Origin of the sequence: Collinsella sp. AM33-4BH (assembly GCF_003469205.1) — a bacterium.
In the GTDB taxonomy this organism is placed as follows: domain Bacteria; phylum Actinomycetota; class Coriobacteriia; order Coriobacteriales; family Coriobacteriaceae; genus Collinsella.
Genome location: NZ_QSIN01000012.1, coordinates 33,874 through 60,184 on the forward strand (window position 1 = coordinate 33,874; position 26,311 = coordinate 60,184).

Annotated in this window: 22 protein-coding genes and 1 pseudogene; 13 read left to right on the plus strand and 10 right to left on the minus strand. The window is 60.1% G+C overall.

The features are described from left to right. Positions 1-3 precede the first annotated feature (3 nt). Positions 4-561, minus strand: coding sequence for an HD domain-containing protein (locus DW821_RS08640; protein ID WP_117584135.1), 558 nt, complete (start codon positions 559-561; stop codon positions 4-6). A 228-nt stretch (positions 562-789) separates the two neighbouring features. Between DW821_RS08640 and DW821_RS08645 the strand changes: the two genes are divergently transcribed. The 6 genes from DW821_RS08645 to DW821_RS08670 all read left to right on the plus strand — a co-directional run bounded on the left by DW821_RS08645 (position 790) and on the right by DW821_RS08670 (position 7,313). After that, a complete protein-coding gene (locus DW821_RS08645; protein WP_117584136.1) occupies positions 790-2,571 on the plus strand; it encodes a 1-deoxy-D-xylulose-5-phosphate synthase in 1,782 nt (593 codons plus the stop codon). A gap of 455 nt (positions 2,572-3,026) precedes the next feature. After that, entirely contained in the window at positions 3,027-4,022 is a 996-nt protein-coding gene (locus DW821_RS08650) for a glutamate ABC transporter substrate-binding protein (protein ID WP_118066501.1), read from the plus strand. A gap of 138 nt (positions 4,023-4,160) precedes the next feature. Beyond that, the gene (locus tag DW821_RS08655; protein ID WP_118066503.1) at positions 4,161-4,820 is read left to right on the plus strand and encodes an amino acid ABC transporter permease; all 660 of its coding nucleotides are present in this window, start codon (positions 4,161-4,163) and stop codon (positions 4,818-4,820) included. After that, positions 4,817-5,650, plus strand: coding sequence for an amino acid ABC transporter permease (locus tag DW821_RS08660; RefSeq protein WP_118066505.1), 834 nt, complete (start codon positions 4,817-4,819; stop codon positions 5,648-5,650). The genes DW821_RS08655 and DW821_RS08660 overlap by 4 nt, the downstream gene beginning before the upstream one ends. A gap of 36 nt (positions 5,651-5,686) precedes the next feature. Next, positions 5,687-6,451 carry an amino acid ABC transporter ATP-binding protein gene (locus DW821_RS08665; protein ID WP_117746439.1) on the plus strand — a complete coding sequence of 255 codons (765 nt, stop codon included), beginning with the start codon at positions 5,687-5,689 and terminating at the stop codon, positions 6,449-6,451. 52 nt (positions 6,452-6,503) lie between these two features. Beyond that, entirely contained in the window at positions 6,504-7,313 is an 810-nt protein-coding gene (locus DW821_RS08670; protein ID WP_118066507.1) for a gamma-glutamyl-gamma-aminobutyrate hydrolase family protein, read from the plus strand. Between the two features lie 105 nt (positions 7,314-7,418). Here DW821_RS08670 and DW821_RS08675 read toward each other — a convergent pair whose 3' ends face one another. The 3 genes from DW821_RS08675 to DW821_RS08685 form a co-directional block, all read right to left on the minus strand. Continuing rightward, positions 7,419-7,775 (minus strand): Hpt domain-containing protein, encoded by a 357-nt coding sequence (locus DW821_RS08675; RefSeq protein ID WP_199584322.1) that lies wholly within the window; start codon positions 7,773-7,775, stop codon positions 7,419-7,421. Positions 7,776-7,798: 23 nt separating this feature from the next. After that, entirely contained in the window at positions 7,799-9,679 is a 1,881-nt protein-coding gene (locus DW821_RS08680) for an HD domain-containing phosphohydrolase (protein WP_118066509.1), read from the minus strand. A 211-nt stretch (positions 9,680-9,890) separates the two neighbouring features. Next, on the minus strand, positions 9,891-10,688 hold the full coding sequence (locus tag DW821_RS08685) for an alpha/beta fold hydrolase (protein ID WP_118066511.1): 798 nt from the start codon (positions 10,686-10,688) through the stop codon (positions 9,891-9,893). 225 nt (positions 10,689-10,913) lie between these two features. On the opposite strand from DW821_RS08685, the gene DW821_RS08690 reads away from it, so the two are divergent. The 3 genes from DW821_RS08690 to DW821_RS08700 all read left to right on the plus strand — a co-directional run bounded on the left by DW821_RS08690 (position 10,914) and on the right by DW821_RS08700 (position 13,807). After that, on the plus strand, positions 10,914-11,690 hold the full coding sequence (locus tag DW821_RS08690; protein WP_118066513.1) for a radical SAM protein: 777 nt from the start codon (positions 10,914-10,916) through the stop codon (positions 11,688-11,690). 160 nt (positions 11,691-11,850) lie between these two features. Beyond that, on the plus strand, positions 11,851-12,738 hold the full coding sequence (locus DW821_RS08695) for a methionyl aminopeptidase (RefSeq protein WP_118066515.1): 888 nt from the start codon (positions 11,851-11,853) through the stop codon (positions 12,736-12,738). Positions 12,739-12,871: 133 nt separating this feature from the next. Next, a complete protein-coding gene (locus DW821_RS08700) occupies positions 12,872-13,807 on the plus strand; it encodes a D-2-hydroxyacid dehydrogenase (protein ID WP_118066517.1) in 936 nt (311 codons plus the stop codon). Between the two features lie 282 nt (positions 13,808-14,089). Here the strand turns inward: DW821_RS08700 and DW821_RS08705 are convergent, their stop codons facing one another. Further along, complete coding sequence (locus DW821_RS08705) at positions 14,090-15,475, minus strand: M18 family aminopeptidase (protein WP_233553041.1); 1,386 nt, start codon at positions 15,473-15,475, stop codon at positions 14,090-14,092. A 161-nt stretch (positions 15,476-15,636) separates the two neighbouring features. Here DW821_RS08705 and DW821_RS08710 point away from each other — a divergent pair, with 161 nt between their 5' ends. The 3 genes from DW821_RS08710 (at position 15,637) to DW821_RS08720 (ending at position 19,274) form a co-directional block, all read left to right on the plus strand. After that, positions 15,637-16,722 (plus strand): carcinine hydrolase/isopenicillin-N N-acyltransferase family protein, encoded by a 1,086-nt coding sequence (locus tag DW821_RS08710; RefSeq protein WP_118066519.1) that lies wholly within the window; start codon positions 15,637-15,639, stop codon positions 16,720-16,722. Between the two features lie 140 nt (positions 16,723-16,862). Then, entirely contained in the window at positions 16,863-17,942 is a 1,080-nt protein-coding gene (locus DW821_RS08715) for a 6-phosphofructokinase (protein WP_118066521.1), read from the plus strand. 393 nt (positions 17,943-18,335) lie between these two features. Further along, a complete protein-coding gene (locus DW821_RS08720; protein ID WP_118066523.1) occupies positions 18,336-19,274 on the plus strand; it encodes a helix-turn-helix domain-containing protein in 939 nt (312 codons plus the stop codon). Positions 19,275-19,787: 513 nt separating this feature from the next. Here the strand turns inward: DW821_RS08720 and DW821_RS08725 are convergent. Both DW821_RS08725 and DW821_RS08730 read right to left on the minus strand, forming a co-directional pair. Then, the gene (locus DW821_RS08725) at positions 19,788-22,553 is read right to left on the minus strand and encodes an FtsX-like permease family protein (protein WP_233553043.1); all 2,766 of its coding nucleotides are present in this window, start codon (positions 22,551-22,553) and stop codon (positions 19,788-19,790) included. 5 nt (positions 22,554-22,558) lie between these two features. Continuing rightward, on the minus strand, positions 22,559-23,260 hold the full coding sequence (locus tag DW821_RS08730; protein WP_117637631.1) for an ABC transporter ATP-binding protein: 702 nt from the start codon (positions 23,258-23,260) through the stop codon (positions 22,559-22,561). Between the two features lie 109 nt (positions 23,261-23,369). Between DW821_RS08730 and DW821_RS10450 the strand changes: the two are divergent. After that, a pseudogene (locus tag DW821_RS10450) lies at positions 23,370-23,510 on the plus strand (hypothetical protein); the annotation flags it as partial. Between the two features lie 162 nt (positions 23,511-23,672). Here the strand turns inward: DW821_RS10450 and DW821_RS08740 are convergent. The 3 genes from DW821_RS08740 to DW821_RS08750 form a co-directional block, all read right to left on the minus strand. Beyond that, positions 23,673-24,347: a TIGR00266 family protein gene (locus DW821_RS08740; RefSeq protein WP_117629922.1), complete on the minus strand. Its 675-nt coding sequence runs from the start codon at positions 24,345-24,347 to the stop codon at positions 23,673-23,675. A 148-nt stretch (positions 24,348-24,495) separates the two neighbouring features. After that, the gene (locus tag DW821_RS08745; protein WP_117637629.1) at positions 24,496-24,996 is read right to left on the minus strand and encodes a cell wall metabolism sensor histidine kinase WalK; all 501 of its coding nucleotides are present in this window, start codon (positions 24,994-24,996) and stop codon (positions 24,496-24,498) included. Between the two features lie 196 nt (positions 24,997-25,192). Beyond that, complete coding sequence (locus DW821_RS08750) at positions 25,193-25,768, minus strand: methylated-DNA--[protein]-cysteine S-methyltransferase (RefSeq protein WP_233505710.1); 576 nt, start codon at positions 25,766-25,768, stop codon at positions 25,193-25,195. Positions 25,769-26,311: the final 543 nt, after the last annotated feature.

Here is a 26,311-nt window from a genome sequence, read left to right on the forward strand (position 1 = left end):
CGTCTACCCACTCCTCTTTTCGTTCGATTCTTTGCTCGAGCCGTCACTCGGGCCCTCGTTCAAATCGTTCGCGCCGCCTTTGCGCGGCAGACGGCCGGCAATCGTCTCGCGCAGTGCGCACCATTTATCCGCCAGGCACACAATCCATGCCTCACGACACGTCGGCGGCACCGGTACCAGCGGAAACATATGCCGTACGATAATATTCCGCTCGCGCGGCGTCAGCTCAAAATCTTCCTCCGCACGCGCCAAGGCAAAAAACGGGTGACGAAAGCCATGCAGTCGATGGCTTGGGTCGGGATCGTGCCAGTCATAGAGAAAGTAATCGTGCAGCAGGGCCCCGCGCAGCAGCGATAAGCGGTCGACGGAGATACCGACGCGGCCCAGGCGCTCGGCAAAGGACAGACTTGCCCGCGCTACCGAGGTCACATGCGTATAGACCGTCACATCGCCATGTTGGATAAACTCATGCATCAGGTCCAAGCGGCCCGCCTGGGCAAGCTGACGGGCGGCATCGTCGACCTCGCGCGCGATTTTCTCGGCACGAACGGTATCGGACATGCGGCCTCCTTCCGGCGGCGCTCGGCGGCAAGCCGCGGCCTGCGCGCAATGAATAAAATCATCATCGAATTTACCAGTATGGCATCGGACAAAACGTTTTGCCCCACCAGTTGGCGAATTACCGCGCCGCCGTCACATATCAAACGCCAAAATGTGCGAGACTGTCTTGTGCAATTGTGCCGGCCGAGGGAGTGCCGGCGCACGATTCGCATGGAGTAACCCACAACGATGCTGCTTACGCAAACGACAACGCCCGAGGACGTCAAGGCTCTCGATCGCGCCGAGCTTCCGCTGCTCTGCGGCGAGATCCGCCACGCCATCCTCGAAAGCTCCGCCGCCGTCGGCGGGCACGTTGCCCCCAACCTGGGCGTCGTTGAGCTTACGGTTGCGCTCCATCGCGTGTTTAACTCCCCCATCGACAAGATTGTCTTTGATGTTTCGCACCAGACCTACGCCCACAAGGCGCTGACTGGGCGCGCGTACACTTATATCGACCCGGCACGCTACGGCGAGGCCTCTGGTTTTGCCAATCCTGACGAGTCCGAGCACGACCTGTTCGCCATGGGCCACACCTCCACGTCGGTGAGTCTGGGCTGCGGCTTGGCGCACGCTCGTGACCTGGCGGGCGATGCGTACAACGTCATCACCATCATTGGCGACGGTTCGCTTTCGGGCGGTCTGGCGTTTGAGGGCTTTAACAATGCCGCCGAGCTCGACAGCAACCTGATCATCATCGTCAACGATAACGACCAGTCCATCGCCGAAAACCACGGTGGCCTGTATCGCAATCTGGCCGAGCTACGCGCCAGCAACGGCACCTGTGAGCGCAACGTTTTCCGCGCGATGGGGCTCGACTACTGCTATCTGGACACCGGCAACGATGTGTTGGCCCTGGTCGACACGCTGCAGGAGCTGCGCGATATCGATCATCCCATCGTGCTGCACGTCTCCACCGCAAAGGGCAAGGGCTTTGAGCCAGCCCAGAGCGACCCCGAGCGCTGGCATCATGTGGGTCCGTTTGACATGGCGACTGGGCGCAAGCTCTGCCCGGGCCATCCGAGCGAGCCTGCGCCGCGCACCTATGCCGACATTACGGGCGAGGCGCTCAGCGCCGCCATCGAGCACGATCCGCAGGTCGTGGGCATCACGGCCGCCACGCCCTACATCATGGGCTTTACACCCGAGCTTCGCGCCGCCGCCGGCAAACAGTTCGTCGATGTGGGCATTGCCGAGGAGCACGCCGTGACCTTTGCCACCGCGCTTGCGCGCTCGGGTGCCAAGCCAGTCTTTGGTGTGTACGGCACGTTTTTGCAGCGCGCCTACGACGAGCTGTGGCACGACCTGTGCCTCAACGATGTCCCCGCAACCATCCTGGTGTTTGGCGCATCGATCTTTGGCACCACATCCGAGACGCATCTTTCGTTCTTTGATATTTCTATGCTGGGCGCTCTCCCCAATATGCGTTACCTGGCGCCTTCCTGCATGGAGGAATACCTATCCATGCTGAGCTGGTCGCTCGACCACCGCGAGCATCCCGTGGCGATTCGCGTGCCGGGCATTGGCTTGGTAAGCCGCCCCGATCTTGCGCCTGCCGAGGACGCCGATTACGGCGCCGTTCGTTACAACGTGGTGTGCCAGGGTCGCGACGTGGCCGTGCTCGCGCTTGGCGATTTCTTTGAGCTGGGCGAGCGCGTGGCAAACCGTCTGACTGCCGAGTACGGCATCGAGGCCACGCTCGTCAACCCGCGCTATGCAACCGAGCTCGACCGCGAGTTCCTCGACAGCCTTGCCGCCAAGCATCGCGTTGTCGTCACCCTCGAAGACGGCATCTTGGACGGCGGCTGGGGCGAGCGCGTCGCGTGCTACTTGGCCTGCACGCCCGTGCGCACGCGCACCTTTGGCATCGCCAAGGGCTTCCCCGACCGCTACGACCCCAACGAGTTGCTCGCTCAGAACGGCATGACGGCCGAGAACATGGCCGCCGAAGCCGTTAGGCTACTTAACGAGTAAAAAACCTCCGCAAGGGAAGCACCCCTGCGGAGGTTTTTATTTTCGCGCGCGATTATCTCAATCTGTAACATCTAGGGCCCGAATTCCCGTCTAACTGTTACAGATCTAGACAAACCGTCTTTGCCCCTGACCTTTGTCTCAATCTGTAACAGATAGAGACCTTTTGGCCGTCTAACTGTTACAGATCGAGACATTCGAATTCCCCTGAAGAGAAAATCTCAATCTGTAACAGTTAGAACCCATTTCCTCGTCTACCTGTTACAGATTGAGACAAAGCAGCGAGACAGGCCACCACATCTGCAAGAACCACCACAAAGGTGCCTGTCCCTTTATGGTAGGTAGAATAACCCATAAGGTAAGTATGTTTCTGAGTTATTTCGTGTTGACCCATTTGAGCGGGATAGGGTATAACTCTACTCAACCGCTAGGGATTTTATTGAGAAAGGTGTTCTACCATGAGCAAGAACCTCTCCCAGCAGGTCGTTCTCGACCGCCGCGGCTTCGTTGCCGCCACCTTCGCAACCGTTGCCGGCCTTGGTCTTGCCGGCTGCTCCGACACCAGCGCCGAGGCCGACAAGGGTTCCGCCGTCGGCTCCTCCAAGAGCTCCGAGGATACCGAAGTTTCCACCACGCTCGACGCCAAGGCATTCGACAAGCTCGTCGACAACGGCCCCAAGGCCGATGACGATGCCATCGCCGCCAGCACCTGGGCCACGGCCGTCAAGGACGCCGGCGTCTTTAAGATCGGTGGCGTTCAGACCTCCACGCTCTTCTCCCTCCTCAACGAGAAAGACGGTCAGACCCGCGGCTTCGACGCCGGTATCGCACAGCTCCTGTCCAACTACATTCTGGGCGAGAACAAGGTCGAGATCACCCAGGTGACCTCGGACACGCGCGAGTCCGTCCTGCAGAATGGCCAGGTCGACGCCGTCTTTGCCACCTACACCATCACTGACGAGCGCAAGAAGCTCGTCTCTTTCGCCGGCCCCTACTACTACACCCAGCAGGCCATCCTGGTGCTCGCGGATAACGACGACATCAAGAGCGTCGACGACCTGGCTGACATGAACGTCGCCGTCCAGTCCGGCTCCAACGGCCCCGCCATCCTGGAGGAGTTCGCTCCCAAGGCCAGCCAGCAGGAGTTCAAGACCGACGAGGAGGCCCGCCAGGCACTTCAGCAGGGTCGCGTTGACGCCTACGTCATCGACAACAACATGCAGCAGAGCGCCCTGGTCCGCGAGCCCGGTAAGTACAAGATCGCCGGCAAGCCCTTCGGCAGCAAGGAGCCCTATGGCATCGGTCTGCCGCTCGATTCCGACGGCGTCGCCTTCGTTAACGACTTCCTTAAGAAGATCGAGGACGACGGCACCTGGACCGAGCTGTGGCAGATCTGCATCGGCGACCGTACGGGCGACACCAATGTTCCCGAGCTGCCCGAGATCGGCGCCTAGGCAACGCGCCTAGTAACGGCCGCAACGAAACCATACGGAAACGCACGGTGCGCTTTATTGCGCTAAACTGTTTCCTTACTGAGTTGTCGGGGCTTCCGTACGCACGGGAGCCCCTTTCCTTACCGGCAGGAGGTCCGCATGAGTCTCTCCGAGCTCTGGTCGCTCTATGGCCAGAACTATATCGACGCGCTGCTCGCAACCTGGGGCACGACGCTTGAGTCGTTTGCCATCGCCATGGTGCTGGCCGTCGCCGTCACCGTGATGCGCGTGTCGCCGCTCAAGCCGCTGCGCGTCTTTGGCGACCTGTATGTCCAGGTCTTCCGTAACATCCCCGGCATCGCGCTGCTTATCATCGTCGTCTACGCGCTGCCGCCGCTCAAGGTCGTCCTGCCCTACCGCACCTGCGTTATCGTCGCCACGGTCCTTTTGGGCTCGGCCTTTGGCTCCGAGAACTTTATGAGCGGCATCAACACCGTCGGTGTCGGCCAGGTGGAAGCCGCCCGCTCGCTCGGCATGAGCTTCAACCGCATCCTCGCCAAGATCGTGATCCCGCAGGCACTGCGCTCGAGCGTGCTGCCCATGACCAACCTCTTTATCGCCGTCATGCTCACCACCGCGCTCGGCAGCCAGGTGCCGCTTAAACCGCAGGAGCTCACCGGCGTGGTGAGCTACATCAACACGCGCTCGCTCGGCGGCGTCGCCGCGTTCTTTATCTCGGCGCTCGGCTACCTGGGCACGGCCTTTGTGGTGAGCCACATTGGCAACTATATCGATAAGAAGGTGAGGATCCTCCGATGAGCAAGCACTCCACCTCCGCGCTCACCATGCGCGATGCGCTCTACGAGGCTCCCGGCCCCAAGATGCGCACCAAGATTCGCGTCGGCACCGCCATCTCACTTGTTGCCGTGGCCGCGCTCATCGCTCTGGTACTGCAGCGCTTTTATGCGACCGGCCAGCTTTCGGTCCATTACTGGTACTTCTTTACGCACCTCACCACCTGGAAGTTCCTGCTTGCCGGTTTTGAGGGCACCGTTAAAGTCGCACTCACCGCCGGCGTCATTGCGCTGGTACTGGGCTTAGCCCTTATGCTCGGCCGCACGAGCGGCATCAAGCCGTTGCAGCTGGTCTGCCGCGTGCTCACCGATTTCTTCCGTGGCGTGCCGAGCCTGCTGTTCATCTACTTCTTCTTTTTGGTGCTGCCCCAGTACAAGATCGCACTGCCGTCGTTTTGGATGCTCACGCTTCCCGTCGCGCTCGCTGCGGCCGGCGTACTGGCCGAGATCTTCCGTGCCGGCGTCAACGCCGTGCCGCGCGGCCAGGTCGAGGCCGCCCAGGCGCTCGGTCTCTCCAAAGCTAAAATCACCTTTAAAATCGTGCTGCCGCAGGCTATTCGGTTTATCATTCCGTCGTTGATTTCGCAGCTTGTGGTCGTCGTCAAAGACACCACCGTCGCCTACGTGGTGAGCTACCCCGACCTCATGCAAAATGCCCGCGTGCTCATTACCAACTACGATGCACTCGTGTCGGTCTACCTAGTGATCGCGGTCATCTATATCCTCATCAACGTCGCGATCAACAAGGCCGCTGTCTACGTTTCGCACAAGACCGGCGCGACCATCATCCGCTAACGCTTTACCATTTCGAGTCATAAGGAGCCGAGCACCATGGCACAGAGCACCTCTTCCACCGGCAATCAGCCGCTGATCGAGCTCAGACACGTCGATAAGCACTATGGCGATCTGCACGTCCTCAACGACATCAATCTCTCGGTCGACCGCGGCGAGGTCGTCGTGGTGATCGGCCCCTCGGGCTCGGGCAAGTCGACCATGTGCCGAACCATCAACCGCCTGGAAACCATCGACTCGGGCGAGATCCTCATCGAGGGCGAGCCCCTGCCGCAGGAAGGCAAGGACCTTGCCCGCATGCGTGCCGAACTGGGCATGGTGTTTCAGCAGTTCAACCTGTTCGCACATATGACGGTGCTGCAGAACGTCATGCTGGGACCGGTCGACGTGCTAGGCGTGTCCAAGGAGGAGGCTCGTGAGCGCGCCATGGACCTGCTGAGCCGCGTAGGCGTTGCCGAGCAGGCCGATAAGGTGCCCGCACAGCTCTCGGGCGGCCAGCAACAGCGCGTCGCCATCGCCCGTTCGCTTGCCATGCAGCCCAAGGCCATGCTCTTCGACGAGCCCACGAGCGCCCTTGACCCCGAGATGATCAACGAGGTGCTCGAGGTCATGGTTCGCCTGGCCCAACAGGGCATGACGATGATCGTGATTACGCATGAGATGAACTTTGCCCGCCGCGTGGCCGACCGCGTCGTGTTTATGGCCGACGGTCAGATCGTGGAAACCGGCACGCCCGACGAGTTCTTCGACCATCCCCAGACCAAGCGTGCCCAGGACTTCCTCAACTCCATCAAGGGCCACTAGCCCAATTGCCATGTTCGCTCGCCATGACCATCCAAACTCGAAAGTTACACCTATGATCGGAACTCGTACTTCATCGTCCTACACCCCGCATGTCGACGTTGCCCCCGCCGACCGTCCTCTCATCCTCGTCGCGCCGCGTTGGGAAGAGGCAAAGCCGTTTTTAAGCGAGACGCTCTCCCCCAACGAGGAAATCGCAAGTGTCTTTGTCGATGCCATCCTTGCCGCCGGCGGCCTGCCGCTGCAGATGTCTATTACCGAAGACATCGATGTTATCCGTCATTACGTGGAAATCGCCGACGGCATCGCCATTCCCGGCGGCCCGGACGTCAACCCCAAACGCTGGGGCGACGAGCGTCCGTACGACCCCACGCTGTGCTGCGAGATCCGCGACCGTTTTGAGTTTAAGCTGGTTAACGAGGTGCTTCGCGCCAAAAAGCCGCTCTTTACCACCTGCCGAGGCACGCAGTTGCTCAATGTCGCCACCGGCGGCACCCTGTGCATGGACGTGCCAAGCCTGGGCGCGCGCGAGGGCCGCACACAGTGGCGCCATACCCACGTGCTCAACGACCCTGTGCATCCTGTCGAGGTCGTGCCGGGCTCGCTGCTGGAGCGCGCGGTTGGCGGGCACAGGCTGATCCAGACCAACTCCGCACACCATTGCTGCGTCGATCGTCTGGGTAAAAGCACGCGCTTGGTCGCCAAGGCAACCGACGGCGTGCCCGAATGCATCGAAGTCGAAGGCCAGCCGTTCTGCCTGGGCGTGCAATGGCATCCCGAGTACACCTGGCAGACGCTCGAGACCGACTTTAACCTGTGGAAGTCGTTTGTCGAGGCAGCGGCCAAGGTAAAGCAAGCTCGTTAGTTCACGGACGGCACAGCAGATAAGGGCGCCCCGCCGGCCACATGGTCCGACGGGGCGCCCCTTTACCTATGCGCGGCAGGCGCACAGCCCAAGGCACGCAAGCTCTTATTCAGCCGCCTCGCGTAGGGCCGACATCGTGGCCGCATATTGCTGCTGCAGCGCATGCATTCCCTCACGAGCGCCGTCAACAGTATCGGCACCGCGCAGCGCTTCGGTCACCACGACCGCCGGCTCGAACAGATTATCGAATCCCAGGTTCTGGCTCACGCCCTTGAGCGTGTGCGCCGCCATAAACGCTTCCTTGGCGTCTCCTGCCGCCATGGCAGCCTCCAGCTTGTCCATGCTCTCGTCATCCAAAAACTTGAGGGCAAAACGGGCAAGCATCTCCTCACCCATCAGCCGAGTGCAAGCGTCATCATAATTGGCGCCGATCTTCTCATACGCCTCACGCATGGAAATCATGGATTCAAACTCCTTTGGTCAAACTAAATCGTAGGAAGCGCAACGACCTCGGCGGGGCGCGCCAATGTTTCGGCAATACGGTCTTGCACCTCGAGCAGGCAGTCGAGCAGCAGCGGGTTAAAGGTACCGCACTTGCCGTCCAGGATCATCTGGATCGCCTCCTCGTGCGGAATAGCATCCTTGTACACGCGCACGCTCGTCAGCGCATCGTACACGTCAGCCACCGACACCACCTGTGCGGCGATGGGGATATCGTCGCCCTTAAGGCCGTCGGGATAACCTTTGCCGTCCCAGCGCTCGTGATGCCAGCGCGCAATCTGGTACGCATATTCCATAAGCGCATTGCCGGCGTGATGGCGACCCAGCTCACGCAGCATGTCGGCGCCGATCGTGGTATGCGTCTTCATAATCTCGAACTCCTCGGGCGTGAGGCGCCCGGGCTTGTTGAGAATCGCATCGTCAATCGACATCTTGCCGATATCGTGCAGCGCCGAAGCCAGGGCAATCGTGGAGCGCTCCTCATTGTCGAGGGAGATGTTGTCGCTACGGTGGACCAGGCAGCCAAGCAGCAGCTCGGTCAGCTTCTCGATGTTCGTAACATGCCTGCCGCTCTCGCCATTGCGGAGCTCCATGACGCCGGCCATGATGTCGATGAGCATGCGGCTGTTCTTGACGCGCTCGTTGTACTGTTGGGACAGCAGGCTCGTCAGACGACGCTGCTTGGCGTACAGGCGGATGGTGTTGCTTACACGGCGACGCACGACACGAGAGTCAAACGGGCGGTTGACATAGTCCGAGGCACCCAGCTCATACGCGCGCAGCACCACATCGTCGGAATCTTCGCTCGAGATCATGATGACAGGCAGATTGTCAATAATCGACCGGCGCGACAGATCGCCCAACACCTCAAAGCCGTTCATGCCCGGCATGACAATGTCCAGCAGCACGAGCGACAACTCATCGCCATAGCGGTCGACCATGTCGAGCGCCGCGCGACCGCTATCGGCCTCGAGGATGCAATACTCGTCCTTGAGCATCTCGCTGAGAATAGCTCGGTTCATCTCGGAGTCATCGACGATAAGCACCGAAGGCTTTTCGCTTTGGAAGGCCTCGATGGAATCGGCATCGGTCACGACCGTACCGGCTTTTGCCTTAGCGCGGCTCAATAATTGGACAGCGCGGCCAACGCCCTCATCGACCGTCTCGCCATTAATGCGAACGCCACCAACACATGCCGTCAAGCTAACACGCTCATGGCCCGGAATAACCGTGGAATGAACGGCATCGGATACGTGACGCAGGCGACGGGCGAAATCATCGGAGGGGATATTGGGCATGACGGCCACAAACTTATCGCAGCCATAGCGGACAAGCTCGTCAGTCGAACGAATACTGCTGCGTATGGCCGTCGCCACCGCACCGAGTGCAAGGTCGCCGGCATGACGGCCACAGGTATCGTTGAAGACCCTAAAATCATCAAGGTCGATCATGGCCACACCGGCCTGCATGCGGGCGCTACGAAGCTTTTCCTCGTAATATCGGCGATTGCGCACGCTCGTCAGCACGTCGGTGTAGACAAGGTCCTCTTCTGCGGTCTCCTGTTCATCAATCGGACGCACCATCAGCAGGACGTGAGGCTCGCCCTCGACCTTCAGAGGGCGCAGGCGAGCGCGGTACTCAACGCCACCGTTGAGCAGCCGTTCCGACACCTCATCGGAACCTGCCAAGACCTCCAGACCTGACTGGCGCAGACAGGGACACCGATCGCCGGCGAGCAGGCAGTTGGGATCGCCCTTAATCTGGTCGGCCGACAGCAAACGTACCACGGGGTAGGTCTTCGCGACACGGGCGACCTCGGCGGCAGCCTCCTCGTCGGTTAGATTGGCCTCGTGATTATTGAGCATAGGGGGCCCTTTCTATCGTTACGCACGGCAACGGTGCATATCAATTGGTACAAGGGTAACATCTAACAGCTGAAGGCAAACGCGCGTTTATCGTTACATTTTTATGACCTGGCAAACGGCGGTAATGGAGCCTCGGGTGCGCGGTTATGGGCGCATTCGTTAACAATGACGAAACGCCAGCAGCCCTTCTCCCCGCAGGTCATCGAGCGTGCTAACGCTCCAAGACATCGCGAACGGCGTTTGCCGCCGTAACGGGGCGATCGCGCAAACCGTTATGCTCGCCCGGGATCGTCACAAGGGGGCAATCGAGATATTCGGCAGCCGCTCGCGTGCCAGCCTCGCGGGGTGTATCGACCGAAAGCTCGCCGAGAAGCACAGCAGCAACGGATTTCGATGCGCGGGCGCGCTCCCAGTCGGGAGCATATGTCATATTTGTTCCGTATTCATTGGCCATAAAGCAACGACCATTGCGCAGGGCATGTTTGACTTCCGCTTCGGTCGTCCCGGGAGCCTCGGGGTCCAAGTCGCCGAGGGCTCCCAAGAAAAGCCGGAGCGCCCTTGAAACCTTTCCAGCCGCAATCATATCGAGCAAAACCGGAGCTGCGCCCATGCCGACGCCTTCGGCCGACACAGCCGGCTCATGCAGAATCGCACGGGCGACGAGATGGGGTTCGGTGCGAAGAAGCTCCAGCGCCACCAACGTACCGGCGCTATGCGCAAGCACATTTGCCGGAGCGCCAACGTGTTCGATCACGGCTTGCAGGTCGGCGGCCTGGGCGGCAAGATCATAGCCGCCGTCTGCCGCATCGCTGCTGCCACCGCAGCCGCGGCGGTCGTAGGCAATTACGTGGTAGTTGCGGCTGAGCTCACAAGCGATACCGTCGAAAAATGTGCCGTCGACACAAGCGCCGTGCACGCACACCAAGGCAGGAGTATCAGGCGACACATCTGGGCCGGCATATTCGCGACAGGCAATCGTGGTGCCCGCATTCTCGACCGTAAAATCCATGTTGTGCCCCCATCATCAACGCTCATCCGGTTGCACGTCAGTGCGGTTGGATGGACCCGTATTGCCTTACGCCTTGTTAACAGATTAACTTTACCCGACCCGAGGCTTTTCATGGCACGGCATAATGAGCGACGTGAAAAAACGAAACTTGTAAAGCAAGAGCCCGCACCTTGCTTTGGAGCCGATGCTATGCTTAGGCACAATTGTCTTGAGGAGCATATGCCTATGTCTACGTTTTTGAATGCAAGCCCCATCTTTGGGCCCGTTCGCAGCCGTCGCCTTGGTCTCTCGCTCGGCGTCAACATGATGCCGGCCAGCGGCAAAATCTGCACGTTCGACTGCATTTACTGCGAAAACGGCCTCAACGCCGAACGCCCCTGCCATGAGCCGTACAACACGGCTGCCGTGGTACTCGACGCGCTCGAGGCAAAGCTGCGCGAGATGGCAGCCGAGGGCGAGCTCCCCGATGTGATCACCTTCGCAGGCAACGGCGAGCCCACCGCCGCACCGGAGTTTCCTCAGGCTATCGCCGGCGCCGTGGCGCTGCGCAACGAGCTTGCCCCAAACTCCAAGATCGCCGTGCTCTCCAACGGTACGCGCGCCGATCGCCCCGAGGTGCACGACGCGCTCATGATGGTTGACGACAACATTCTTAAGCTCGATACCGTCGACCCGGCGTTTATCCAGCTGCTCGACCAGCCTGTTGGCCCCTACGACGTCGAGCACCAGATTGAGACGTTCGCAAGCTTTGACGGTCACGTTATTATCCAGACGATCTTTTTGACCGGTGAGTATCAGGGCAAGCCCATCGACAACACCGGCGAGGAGTACGTTGCCCCCTGGCTCGCGGCGCTTGAGCGCATTCGCCCACAAGAAGCGACCATTTACACGGTGGCGCGCGAGACACCGATCGCCGGCCTTGCCAAAGCAGCGCCCGAGGTGCTCGACGTCATTGCCGCGCGCGTGCGCGCCCTCGGCATCCCCTGCCAGGTGAGCTACTAGCAAAACCACGCAGCAGCTAGTGCCCGCCATCCCGCCCCATCAGTTGCGGTGATATAGTTCCTATTTGTGCTGTTAAACCGCTTAAATCGGAACTATATCACCGCAACTTTTATGGACGCGTGGGTGGGCTATACTAGCTGCGAATGAAAGGAAGTTAGCCATGTTTGACAATGGACCCGTGCCTGGCCGCAACGACGCTTGCTGGTGCGGCAGTGGCAAAAAATATAAGAAATGTCATAACGCCTTCGACGAGCGCCTCGAGCGCCTGTGGGAAGAGGGCTGGGAGGTTCTGCCTCGCACGCTCTACAAGACGCCCGCCGATATCGAGGGCATCAAGCGCTCGGCCGCCATCAACGTGGGCGTGCTCGACTACGTAGGCGAGCACATCGCCGCGGGCATGACCACCAACCAGATCGACCAGATGATCTACGACTACACCGTCGAGCACGGTGGCACGCCGGCCGACCTCAACTATGAGGGCTACCCCAAGAGCGTTTGCACCTCGATCAACGACGTGGTCTGTCACGGTATCCCCTGCGATACGGACGTGCTGCACGAGGGCGACATCATCAACGTGGACTGCTCCACGATCCTAGACGGCTACTTTAGCGACTCGAGCCGCATGTTCTGCATCGGCGAGGTCTCTGCCGAGCGCCAGCGCCTGGTCGACGTCACCCGCGCCAGCGTGGAGGCGGGTCTGGCTGCCGTCAAGCCGTGGCTGCCGCTCTCCGTGATGGCTGAGGCCGTGCAAAAGACGGTCGAGGACGCCGGTTTTAGCGTGGTGCGTGAGTACGGCGGACACGGCATCGGTAAGGAGTTCCACGAGGACCCGTTTGTGGGCTTTACCACCGAGGCACCCGATGTGGACACCATCATGGCTCCGGGCATGGTCTTTACCATCGAGCCTATGGTCAATGCCGGAGCGCCCGACATCAAGATTAGCAAGGGTGACGGTTGGTGCGTGCGCACCAAGGACGGCAGCGATTCGGCCCAGTGCGAGGTACAGCTCGTAGTGACCGAGGACGGTTACGAGCTGCTGAGCTGGTAGCCGTGGATGAGCCGGGCTTCGCGATGGATATGTTAACCATCGCGAAGCCCGGCGTTTTTATAGCGTTTTGCCTGATAAAACCTGACAAAATAAACCTGTCCCTTTTTGGCAGGTCGAGCGGAGAGGACTGCTTGTGAACATCCTGGTTTTGCTGCCCGTCAACGACCGCCATCGCGCAATTCTTGAGTCGAGCGCTCCGGGCGAGGACTTTATCTACACGAGCTCCGACGCCGCCACGCGCGAGCAGGTCGCCGATGCCGACGTGATCCTGGGCAACATCGACCCTGACATGCTCACGGCATGCGAGCATCTCCAGCTGTTGCAATTGCAGACCGCCGGCCATGACGACTACCTTGCCGCTGGCACCGTGCCGGCTGACGCCAAGCTGTCTTGCTCGATCGGCGCCTACGGTCAGGCCGTGAGCGAGCACATGTTTGCCATGGTCCTTTCCATGATGAAGCGCCTGCCCGGCTACCAGGACCTGCAGCGCGAGCATCGCTGGGAGGACTTGGGGCCGGTCGCCTCGCTCAAAAATGCCAACGTGCTGGTGCTGGGCGCGGGCGATATCGGCGGCCACTTTGCCACGCTCTGCCGCAGCATGGGTGCGCACGTCCGCGGCATCAAGCGCCATCCGCTCGTCTATCCCATTGTGTTTGAGGACATGGACGGCATGGATGCCCTGTCCGAGCGCCTAGCCGAGGCCGACATCGTCGCATCCTTTATGCCCAGCACACCCGAGACCCGCGGCCTGGCGAACGCCGAGTTCTTCGCCGCGATGAAACCGGGCGCCTTCTTTACCAACGGCGGCCGCGGCGATCTTGTGGTCGCCGACGACTTGGTTGCCGCCCTGGAGTCGGGACATCTTGCCGGCGCTGCGGTCGACGTCACCGACCCCGAGCCCCTGCCTGCGACAAGCCCCCTGTGGGATGCGCCCAACATGCTCATCACGCCGCACGTCTCCGGCTGGTTCCACCTGGCAGCCACGCTCAACAACGTGGTCGACATCGCCGCCGAGAATCTACGTCATCTTCAGGCCGGAGAAACGCTGCGCTGCTGGATTGAACACTAAGCATTACGCCGTTCTAACGAACGGCGTAATGAGCCGACGCTGCGAGCCCGCCGTTTGGCCAATCTGCCGCTCAATTTCAAAGGCGCGACCAGAAGGTCAGCGCCTTTTCATTTCACGGCACCTTGGCTCAAACGGCGGGCTCTCGCTGACTTTTGTTCAACCTGCGGCGTTTCGCTGGCGTCGGCTTCATCTGCAAGCCTTAGCAGTTCCGTCTTGCCGTTGGCGTTGTGGCATTTGCCCAGATAAAACCTGCCAAAATTAACATCCCTTTTTTGGCAGGTTTTAGAGTTCCACGCTTTCGGCTCCGTTGATGGTTAGGTTGCGCTCGTAGAAGGCGGTGAGGGCGCGGATGGCGTACATCACGTCGCGTACGCCGCCGGTCTCGTAGCTCGAGTGCATGGCCAGCTGCGGCAGGCCCACGTCCACGGCGTGCATGCTCGCCTGCATGTTCGACAGGTTGCCAAGCGTGGAGCCGCCGGCCATATCGCTCTTGTTGGCGAAGGCCTGCGTGGGCACGTCGGCGTCATCGCAGATGGCCTGGAACACCGCGCGACTAAAGGCATCGGTGCAGTAGTGCTGGTTGGCGGCCTCCTTGATGACGATGCCGCCGTTGAGCACAACCTGGTTGCGGGCGTCGCACTTCTCGGCGTGGTTGGGGTGCACGGCATGCGCGTTGTCGCAGCTCACGAGCATCGAAGCGGCAAGCGCACGGTGGTACGACTCGTCGTCAAAGCCCAGCGATCCGTTAATGCGGCGCAGCGCATCGGCCAAGAACGTCGACATGGCGCCCTGCTTGGTCTCGGAGCCAACTTCCTCGTTATCAAAGCAGCAGAAGACCGAAACGTCGTGCGCGTTCTCAGCACCCAAAAATGCCTGCAGCGAGGTGTAGGCGCAGGCCAGGTCGTCGAGCTTGGGCGTCGAGATAAACTCGTCGGCCCAGCCCCAAATGCGCGCATCCTGACGATTGACCAGGAACAGGTCGCGGCCCAAAATTTGCTCGGGCTCAACGTCCAACTCGTCGGCGATCAGGGCGTCAAAATCTCCCTGCTTGAGTTCGCCAGCGCTGATGAGCGGGCACAGGTCGACGGCGCGATTGGGAGCAAAGCCCTCGTTAACGCCGCGGTTCATATGGATAGCAAGGCTCGGAATGATAGCGACCTCGCGCTCGGTGGCGAGCAGGCGGCTCTCAATACGGTCGCCCTCGCGCACCAACACGCGGCCCGCGAGCGCCAGCGGACGGTCGAACCAGGTGTAGTCGATCATGCCGCCGTAGGCCTCGGTGTTCAGGCGCAGCGTCTCGCCCGCGCCGTCGAGCTCGGGCACGGCCTTAACCTTAAACGTCGGCGAGTCGCTGTGCGACGCCGTCAGCTGAAAATGGTAGTCGCCGGCAACGCCGTCCTCGCCCCACGTAGCAGCCAGGTCCTCGCCCACCTTAAAGGCAACAACGCTCGAGGTGTTGCGCTGCGTGTAATAACGCCCGCCCGGCTCGATGTCCCACGCCGCGTTCTCGGGCAGGTAGGTAAAGCCCGCCTCGTCGAGCTCGGCCATAATAGTCGCCGCCGTATGGAACATGCTGGGGCATGCCTCGATAAAGTCGATGAGGTCGTTGGCGGCCTCGATATCGTCGGCCGTCACATGCGCGCGCTCGGGCGTTTCCTGATCCGTCATGCTCTCCCCTTTCGCTGGGTTGATGGTCCCCTCCAGCATACCCCGCCGCGCCAGTGCCGTGCCTTTCATTCCATGTTTAATCCCGCGCCGCTCGCCAAGTTGAGCCATCATGTCCGTGCACCTTTTGCGACAATTACGCTAACAGGACGAAAGGAGCCGTCATGAAGCCACGTAACATTGCCATCGCCTGCGGTGTCGCGGGAGTCGCCGTCGGCCTTGCCGCTGCCACCGGCATCGTTTATCACAAACAAATCAAGTCCGCCGCGTCACTCAAACGCTTGACCGGCTACGCGGATGGCTATGACCTGTACGAAATCGACATTGCCTACGACTACGATCTTGATCGCATCATCGCCGCTGGCGTGCGCGACGACCAGGCCTATATCGATGCCGTGGTGGCGCAGGTGCTGCCCGGTGTGCCGGCACATGTCCAGGCGCCCCAGTTTGCCTGCAGCGCTTTTGTCGCCGTAGATGCCGAAGGCCGCGTGCGCACCGGTCGCAATTACGACTTTAAGGACGACACCTCGGCGCTGCTGGTGCGTAATCACCCACACGGCGGCTATGCCTCCATCGGGTTTGCCGCCCTTAACAACCTGGGCGATAACACTCCGCTTGACTCCGTCGCCGGACGCGCCGCGGCGTTGATGGGCCCGTTTGCCCAGCTCGACGGTGTTAACGAATGCGGCGTGTCCATTGCCGTACTCACTCTGGATTCCAAACCCTGTGACCAGGACACGCAGCGCCCCGTCATCAACACTTCGCTCGCCATCCGCCTGGTGCTCGACCGCGCGGCTACCACGCAGGAGGCCGTCGACCTGTTTTCTGCCTACGACATGCACGCCATGGCAGGACGCGATTACCACTTCTTTATCAACGACGCCGCCGGTGACGCGCGCGTAGTAGAGTGGGATCCGCGCGATCCGGACCGCGCTTTCAAAGCGACTCCTGTACGCCAGGTTACAAACTTCTACGCCTGCTATGGCGACGAAGTGCTGCCCAACCAAAAGAATGGCGAGCTGGGCCATGGTAAAGAGCGCGCCGTCGCAATCGCCGATGTCCTCGACGCCCATGCCGGCGCCCAAGACGAGGCAGTCGCTTGGAAGGCCCTTCGCGCTGCGGCGCAAGAGCCCAATCCGGAAGACATCACCAGCAACACGCAGTGGTCGGTCGTCTTTGACAACACCGAGCCCGCTGCCGCCATCACGCTGCGCCGCCATTGGGGCGACGTCGACGCCTTCGCGCTGTAAGGAGCCAGGCCCGTCGTCCTTACGCTCGCCTGACGCTGCTTACATTTCTATACGCTTGAGCTAACACGTTTTACCTCCGCATCAACAGTGTGCGGGGGTAAACTTATGCGCATGTTATAACTTGCCCGGAAGGATTCATCATGCTCAGGATCGGTCTTCTTACCAGTGGCGGCGACTGCCAGGCGCTCAACGCCACCATGCGCGGCATCGTCAAAACGCTCATGACCAATAGCGAAGAGCCTATCGAGATCTACGGTTTTGAGGACGGCTATCAGGGCCTTATCTACAGCAGGTTCCGCGTTATGACTCCCGCCGATTTTAGCGGCATCCTCACCCGCGGCGGCACTATCCTGGGCACGAGCCGCACGCCGTTCAAGCGCCTGAACATTCCCGAGGCCGACGGCGTCGAGAAGGTGCCCGCGATGGTCCACACCTATCACAAGTTGCAGCTCGACTGCCTGTTTATGCTGGGCGGTAACGGCTCCACCAAGACTGCCAACCGCCTGCGCGAAGAGGGCCTCAACGTTATCGCCCTGCCCAAGACCATCGATAACGACACCTGGGGCACCGAGTTGACGTTTGGCTTTACGAGCGCCATCGACGTCGCCACCAAGTGCATCGACGACATCCACACCACTGCCTCGAGTCACGGCCGCGTGTTCGTTATCGAGATCATGGGCCACAAGGTTGGCTGGATCCCGCTGTACGCCGGCGTCGCGGGCGGTGCGGATGTCATCTTGATTCCCGAGATCCCCTACGACATGGATAACGTCATCAAGACCATCGAGCATCGCATGGAGACCGGCAGCCGCTTTACGATCGTAGCCGTCGCCGAGGGCGCTATCTCCAAGGAGGACGCGGCGCTGTCCAAGAAGGAGTACAAGAAGAAGCTCGCTGAGCGTACGAGCCCGTCGATCGTCTACGACATCGCCAAGGAGATCGAGGCCAAGACCGGTCGCGAGACCCGCGTCGCCATCCCCGGTCACACGCAGCGCGGCGGCCAGCCCGACGCTCAGGACCGCATCTTTGCGACCCAGTGCGGCGTCGAGGCCGCGCTTGGCTGCCTGCGCGGCGAGTTTGGCTACATGATTGCCCTGCGCGACGGCAAGATGTGCCACATGCCGCTCGAGGATGTCGCCGGCAAGCTCAAATATGTCGACCCGCAGAGCGATCTGGTGCGCGAGGCCAAGGCGTTGGGCATCAGCTTCGGCGACGAATAGCCTCGGCCGAAACTGCTCTCATCGGAGACCCCAGGGCTTACCTCCCAAATCGTCCTCGGACATGTCAGGATCCCGCCGTGCGCTCCGCGCGGCGGGATCCTTCCGTCCTGCGGAAAGATTTGGGAGGTAAGCCCTGGGGCCTCCTGCGGTAACTAGGGAGGCCGAGGCTATTCGTCTTCTTGCTGCAAGTGCGTGGGCTGAGATTTTGGGATGTTGCAGGCTCTTAGCTGAGAGTAGCACTGACATTTGTCCTGAAATGGCTGGTCGTTAGGGGTTGCTACCGGTAGTTGCGGTAGGGTTGGGGCAGATTCTAACTAGAAATGGTGGTCGCTACCGGTTGTTCTCGGCATACTCGGCTCATTCGATTACGGTCACCACATGAAAGGAACTGCCATGGATCTTGCGATGGCACAGCGCCTCGTCGATCGCCGCAAAGCCGCTGGGCTTTCTCAAGAGGCACTTGCTGCACAGCTGGGCGTAAGCCGCCAGGCTGTCAGTAAATGGGAGCGCAGCGAATCCTCGCCCGATACCGATAACCTTATTGCACTCGCCGCGCTGTATGGCGTGTCGCTGGATGAGCTGCTGTATGGGGAGGCGGTGGATAGCACTGATGACTCGCAAGCTGATGATGAGGCACGGAACAGCAACGCCGGCACCAAAGCTTCAGATGAGGCTGAAGAGGCTGAGGCTTCTACTGAGCACGCTGATTGCAGCGATAAGCCACTTGTCGATATTTCCCTCGCGCGCGGTATCCACGTCATTGATCCCAATAAAGGCGAGGAAGTCCATGTTGGCTGGAGCGGCATCCATGTGACCAACGAGCGCAAGGGCGAAGAGGTGCATGTGGGGCCGGACGGCGTGCATATCGATACGCTTGAGGACGATGGACATAGCGTACGCACCAATGACGACGGCACCGTCACCATCGACGGCGAGACGTTTTCCAGCTGGAAGGAAGCACACGACAAGCTCGACCATCATGGCAAGCATTTCCACACCAAGGTCGGACGTGCATGGAACAAATTCCCCTTCCCCGCACTTGTCACTCTCGCCTATCTGGTGCTCGGCATTGTCTACGGCACATGGGGCATGGGGCTTTTCCTCGTCTTTCTGGTTCCCGTCTACTACGCGATTGGTGACTTCATCGATCGGCGCCACCTGTCTAAGCTGATCGAGGCCATCTACCCGGCAGCCGCCATCGCTTGGTTCCTCTACATGTGGCTCTGTTTGGGACAGCCCCATCCTGCATGGATCATCCTCATCACGATTCCCGTCATAAAGGCGCTCATGCGCTGGTGCCGCAAACAATGGAAGTGCCGCAAACAGGCCTAACACGCTCCGACCCACCAGCACCCAACCACCCCCGCCCTTCTCCTAAGTTGCGGTGAGATAGGGACTGTTTTGAAGCTCCAAAGCGCCAAACAGTCCGTATATCACCGCAACCTACAAACAACTGGGTCAGTTCCGGCACGGAGATTAGCATTGAGCTGACCACGCGCCAAGAAAAGGGCCTATTTACTACGTTTAACTCGAGAGGGCCGACCATACCCGCCTTTTCCGAATATTAGCAAGCCCTCTACCTGCGGTTTTAATTTCATAATCTTTGTCATGGTCGAGGGTGTGGTAGCAAACGTAGTAGATAGGCCCGTTTTGCGGCATACGACCCATTCAAGCCCAATCTCGAAGGCTAAAGAGAGCCTCTCATCCACGCCTGCGAGCGAAAGCCAAATAGAATGAAAGGCAAATGGAAAGCCCGTTTGACGGGGCAAACGCCGGGCCACCTAATGGTTGTCCGGCGTTTGCCCAGATAAAACCTGTAAAATAAACCTGTCCCTTTTTGGCAGGTTACTCGGCACTCTTGAGGGCACCGACCATGTCAATCTTGTTGAGGGTACGGTTGGTGGCGAGGTTGACGATAAACGTAAAGCCAAAGGAAAGCACCACGGCGAGCACGTAGCTTAGCGGCTCGACCTCGACGTCAAAGTACAGCGACGGCATCTGCAAAATGTACGTAAAACTCTCGGCCAGCAAGCCGCCCAGCGGTACGCCCAGCGTGGCTCCGATCGCCGTGAGGATCAACGTCTCCTTGTTGACGTAGTGGTGCACCTCGCCACGGCGGAAGCCCAGCACCTTGATGGTCGCCAGCTCGCGTTCGCGCTCCGAAATATTCGTATTAGACAGCGTAAACACCACCACAAACGACAGGCACGCCGCCATAAAGGTCACGAGCACCACGACCGAATTGATAATCGTAAAGTTCGCCTCATAGTTTTCCCAATGCTCGGCCGTACTCGAAATCGTAAGCCAACCGTCACTCTTAAGATTCTTGCTAAACGCAATCTGGTCGGCCGACGAACCCTTAAGCAGCACAAAGACGCCGTTAAGGCGTGCACTTCGACCGAACGCGCGCTCATAGGTGCCCTGCGTCATGTAAAGCGTGTTGCCTAGATAGTTGAGCGAGATGTCGCTGACTTTGACCTTGGCAACATTGAGCGACGAATCCTGGACGTGAGCCGTGTCACCCGGCTTGATCCCCAGCACCAGCTGAGAGCTCTTGCTCAAATACACGTCTCCGTCACGCAGGGCGAGCGGTTCTTTGGACTCATCCTCCAGGCGCACGTAATCGCCCAAGTCACCCGTGCGGTCGTCGGGAATCACGATGAGCTGCACAGTCTCGCTCTTGCCGCCAAACGTAAAGGTGACGTTGTCGGTCATAATCGGCAGGGTCGAGGTCACCGTCACGTTGGAATCATTGGCCGTGCTGCGCTCATCCAATGCCGCGCACGTCTGCGAAAAATCGTCGGGATTGGCGACCGCCAGCAAGTCATAGCGCGTGATATGCCCGTACTGCTTGGGCGACAGCGCGACCGACGTATCACGAATGCCCATGCCGCAAATCACAAGCGCCGTGCAGCCCGCAATGCCAAAGATGGTCATAAAGGCGCGCTTTTTATAGCGGAACAGGTTACGCGCTGCCACCTTGTTCAAAAAGCCCATGCGGCGCCAGATAAAGCCGATGCGCTCGAGCAAGATGCGCGAGCCGGCGGGCGGAGCCTTGGGACGCATGAGCGAGGCAGGGGTCTCGGCCATCTCGTGGCGGCAGGCGATAATCGTGGCTCCCACCACGCCCACGGCAAACAGCGCCACCGAAACGATCGAGGACACGATGTCGTACGAAAGTAGCATCTGGGGCAGCGAGTACATGTCGTCGAACACCGTAAACAAGAACAGCGGCAGACCCACAAATCCGATGATATTGCCGAGCACGCCACCGATCAGACACGCCCACAGCGAGTAGTCCACATATTTGGACAGGATACGCCCGCGTGAATAGCCGAGCGCCTTGTACAGGCCAATAAGCGTGCGCTCCTCCTCGACCATGCGGGTGGCGGTGGTGAGGCTGATAAGCACGGCGACGATAAAGAAGATGAACGGGAACACCGTGGCGATGGCCTCGATCGAAGAACTATCGCTCTCGACGCTCGAGTAGCTTGCGATATTGCCGCGGTCCTGGATGTACCAGGTGCATTCGCCCAGGTCAGAGAGCTCGGCGCGGGCATCGGCAAACTGCTGGTCGGCGGCGGCGCGGCGCTGGTCCAGGTCGGCTTGCGCCTGCGCACGCTCGTCGCTGCCCTCGGCCATGCGATTGATGTTGTCCTGCTCGATCCCAAAGACCATATTCGCCTGACGCTCAGCCGCGTCCAAGCTCGCCGGTGTGTCGACCGTCAGCTCCTGAGTGCGCGCCTTCTCACGCTCCTCGCGGATCTTCTCGATATTGCCCTTGACCTCATTGATCTTTGCCGAGTAGGCATCCGAATAGGAGTTGAGGCTCTTGGCTCCCTCGACGACCACGTGGACAGCGGAGTAGGAAGAAGATGTCGCGGCATCCTCGCTCACGTAGAACTTGTAGTCCGCAGTCGAAGCAGCACGGAAGGCGTTGACCGTCGAGTCGGAGCTCACGTCGGTGGGATCGAGAACCTCTGCCGTGATGGTGTAGTCCCCATCGGCAAACTGGTCCTTGGCGCTTTGGTTCGACGAGCTCGCATCGTTGGCGGCAAAGCTCACCGTATCGCCGATTTTCTTGCCCGAAGCCTTCAAAAAACGTGAGGTCACCGCGACCTCGCCGGCACACTCGGGCAAATCGCCGCTCAACAGCACCGGTTGATCGATATTCTCCCTGGAAAGGCTCTGGACAACCACGCGCTCGCGCGTTGTGCCCACGGCGGTGTAGGCAGTCTCGGTGTAGATGCCCTCGGCCGTCTCGACGCCATCGACCTCTTGGATCGCAGCAAGATCGTCATCGGTCAGACCATAGGTCGACTGCACGTTGATGTCATAAACATTCTGCTGGTCAAAGTAAGCGTCGACCGAATCGCACAGATCCTCGCAACCCGCCTTAAGGCCACACATCACGCTCACGCCGAGCGCGGTGATCACGACAATGGACAAGAAGCGTTTGAGGCTGCCGCGAATCGTGCGGTAGACACCGCGGCGAAACACCGTCGGCACCATGTCGTTTGAACTTTGGGCAGTGCGGTAGGTCGTAAAATCCTGCTCGCGCTCCGTGTTCTGCGCGTCGCGGCGTTGGCTGTTTTGGCGGTCCTGATCCATGGGCGCTACCACTCGATCGTCTCGATCGGCACGGGATTTTGCTGGACCGTCTCGCTCTCCACTCGACCACTCTTAAAGCGGATCAGGCGATCGGCCATGGGCGCGAGCGCGGAGTTGTGCGTGATGATGATGACCGTGATGCCCTGCTTGCGACAGGTGTCCTGCAGCAGCTGCAAGATCTGCTTGCCGGTTTTATAGTCGAGCGCGCCCGTGGGCTCGTCGCACAGGAGCAGCTTGGGGTTCTTTGCCAGTGCACGGGCGATGGACACGCGCTGCTGCTCGCCGCCCGAAAGCTGCGCGGGGAAGTTGGCGAGGCGCTCGCCCAGGCCAACCTGGCAAAGCGTTTGCTCGGCATCGAGCGAATCGGGGCAGATTTGCGCCGCGAGCTCGACGTTTTCGAGTGCCGTCAGGTTGGGGACCAGATTGTAGAACTGGAAAACAAAGCCGACATCGGCGCGGCGGTATTCCACGAGCTGCGTCTCGTTGGCGGAGCTCACGTCGCGTCCGTCCACCGTCACGGTGCCGGAAGTTGCCGTGTCCATGCCGCCCAAGATATTGAGCGCCGTGGTTTTACCGGCGCCCGAAGCGCCCAGGATAATGGCAAGCTCGCCACGCTCAACGGTAAAGCTCGCGCCGTCGAGCGCATGAATGCGGGCATCGCCCTCGCCGTATGCTTTGATGACGTCTTTGAATTCAATATAGGCCATCGATTAATTCCCATCTGGTCGGATAACTCTTTAGTATTACCCATTTCGCACCGACCAAAAAGGGACAGGTTTATTTTGGCAGGTTTTATAAGGGGAAACGTACCTCTTTGGGGGCAGCGCGGGACGCGCAGGGGCGGCCGTGCAGATCGGCACAGCCGTCTCACGTGGAATCGACCGACGCCCGCCTTTCCGTGACACCGGCAACTCGTTTTTGCTTGTTGGCATGGCCGCCATTATGACTTGGGACTGAGCACTCAAATTCTCACTCCTCATTGCCACGCTTGCCGCAAGCTATCAGGGTGACGAGATGACGACGCTCGCTGTAGCAGCGCAGCCACACTCTATAAGCGAGGCGTTTGCCAGCAAAAAAGCGCGCGACAGGGTAAGCCCGCCGCGCGCTATCCTATGCGGACTAGTTATTGTTGTTGGTCATCGAGGCCACTGCTGCCGCAAGATTGGAAATGGGCATCGTCTGCAACCAGATGCGACCGGGACCGGTGAGCACGGTGTTGAACACGCCCTCGCCACCAAACATGATGTTTTTGACGCCCTTGACCATTTGAGCGTCGATGCTCACGGTCTCCTCAAAGCCGGCCACGTTGCCGGTATCCACAATCATCTGCTGGCCAGCAGCGAGCTCGTACTCAACCAGGTCGCCGTCGATCTCGGCAAAAGCAACACCCGAGCCCGTGAGCTTCTGCATGATAAAGCCCTCGCCGCCAAAGACGCCGGCCTTTGCCTTCTTGTTAAAGTGAATGCTCAACTCGACGCCACTTTCCGCGGCAAGGAACGAACGCTTCTGCAAAATCCAGCTCTTGCCCGGACCGATCTCGATTGGCACGATGCGGCCGGGGAAGCAGGAGCCAAACGCGATCATGCCATCGCCACGCGCGGTCCAAATGTTTTGGAACAATGCCTCACCCGAAAAAGCCTTGGAGAACATCTTGCCGATGCCACCGCCCGAGGTAGACATTTCCATGTTGGGGGTCATCCAAGCCATGGCGCCGCTTTCGGTGATCATGGATTCGCCATCGCTAAGGTTGCACGTAACAACCGGGAAAGCCCCTCCGCCGATCTCGTACTGCATGACCGTCTCCTTTCCACTCAGGAGCCGAATAACGATGCCTATATTTTAGCAGGTAGAGATGCATATGTTCACACCGCCCATGCCCTCTCCTGCGGACGTTTCCCCAGATAAAACCTGCCAAAATAAACCTGTTCCTTTTTGGCAGGTTTTAAAGGCAAACGGTGAAGGTGATCTGGTTGCCGTGACCGGATACGGTGGCGGCGCCTCCATGGGCCTCGGCGATGGCACGCACCACGGACAGGCCCACGCCCGAGCCACCCGTCTTGGAGCTGCGCGACGCATCCGCACGATAGAAGCGATCGAACAATCGGTCCAGGTCGCCCTCGGGCAGCTCGTCCACGGCGTTCGATACGACAAGCTCGGCGGCGCCCTTGCCTTTGCCGTGCGAAACGGCGCACAGGCTCAGCTCAATCACGCTGCCCTCGCTCGCATAGCGCGTGGCGTTGTCCAGTAGCAACTCAACCACCTGTGCCACCGCCGCGGCATCGGCATGGGTCCGCACGCCGGTCGCAATCGACGTCGACAGGCGTTTACCGCCTGAGACCGCCACCGACTTAAACGGCGCCGCCGCCTTGTTCACCGCCTCCGAAAGATCGATCGACGCCATGGTAAAGCCCGCCGAGCCCTCGTCCATGCGTGCCAAGAACACCAAGCGCTCCGTGAGCGCCGATAATAGCGCACCCGCACTCGCCTTAGTGCTGCCTTAGCAGGTCGATGAGCATATTTAAAAAAGCAAGGTTATAGCTTAGTCGGACTTAAGGAACGGGCGGCTTCACATCTCGCCCTGCAAACAACGCCCGTACAGCGAGCGCGCTTGCCGCATGGGCGTTGCGGCCGCCTGCAGCTTATAGATAGGCACCCTCGAGGCGCAGCAGCCACTCCTTGCGATCCAGTCCACCGGCGTATCCGTTGAGCGATCCGTCGGCCGCGACCACGCGATGGCACGGCACGATAATCGAAATAGGGTTGCGAGCGACCGCAGCCCCCACCGCGCGAGGAGATACAACGGGCGCTTCATTTCCCGGCACACGATGTCGAGCCGCAACACGCTGGGCGATCTCGCCATACGTAGCGACCTCGCCACGCGGGATCGAAAGCAGCTCAAACCAAACCTCACGCTGAAACGCCGTGCCGATCATATGCAACGGCGGCGTAAACCGAGGTTCCTGCCCTGCAAAATAAGCATTCAGCCAAGCCCAGGAACGCTCAAGCACCGAAGAGGCCGCACCATTTGCCGGACTCACCGACGACATGCCACCAGTACCGGAAACCGCATCGACGCCTTCAACATGTTCGGAGTCTTCACGGAGAAGCGTGGAGCCAAAGTGCTCCTGCCCCTCAAACCAAAGCCCCGTCAGACCGCGGCCATCAGCGGCAAGCAGGATTTCGCCCAAAGGCGAAGCAAACGTCGTCGTGACCACCAGCGGCTCCTTTCAAAACTCCGCAACATAATACCGCGAATTGTGCAGACAACCCCCGCAGATACGTCCGGGCGAGCTCGCAATTACTTCAGCGAGGCTGTTTTTCCCAATCAAGCGAAGAAGACGCGGGGCTTCGACGCCAGGGCGGTACCCCCGCCAGCTGAGCTCTAATACTTTTCCCGAGAAGTGAACGAGTAAAAACGAAGTCCCGGAGCATCCACACCTTTAGACCGCAAAACCGCAGGATTCGCGCTGCAAAACCGCAGGAAATAGCGGTCAAAATATGCCAATGCTTCGGGGGTCCAAATAAGGTCCTTCACTTCTCGGGAAAGTATTAGACCTCAATTCGCACCAAGCCCAAAGTCACCCCAGGCAGCAGGCGCGAAGCGCCGAGGCCGCCGCCGGGACTAGGCCCCGCAACAACCACGTGCTCCCATATCAGCCCAGCGGCCCCAACCAACAACGGCCCCATCGCAAGCCGCTCGCAGCAACGTCACCGCAAGCGGGGGCCGGGCTTAGTTTTCAGAACACTCCGCAGACCAG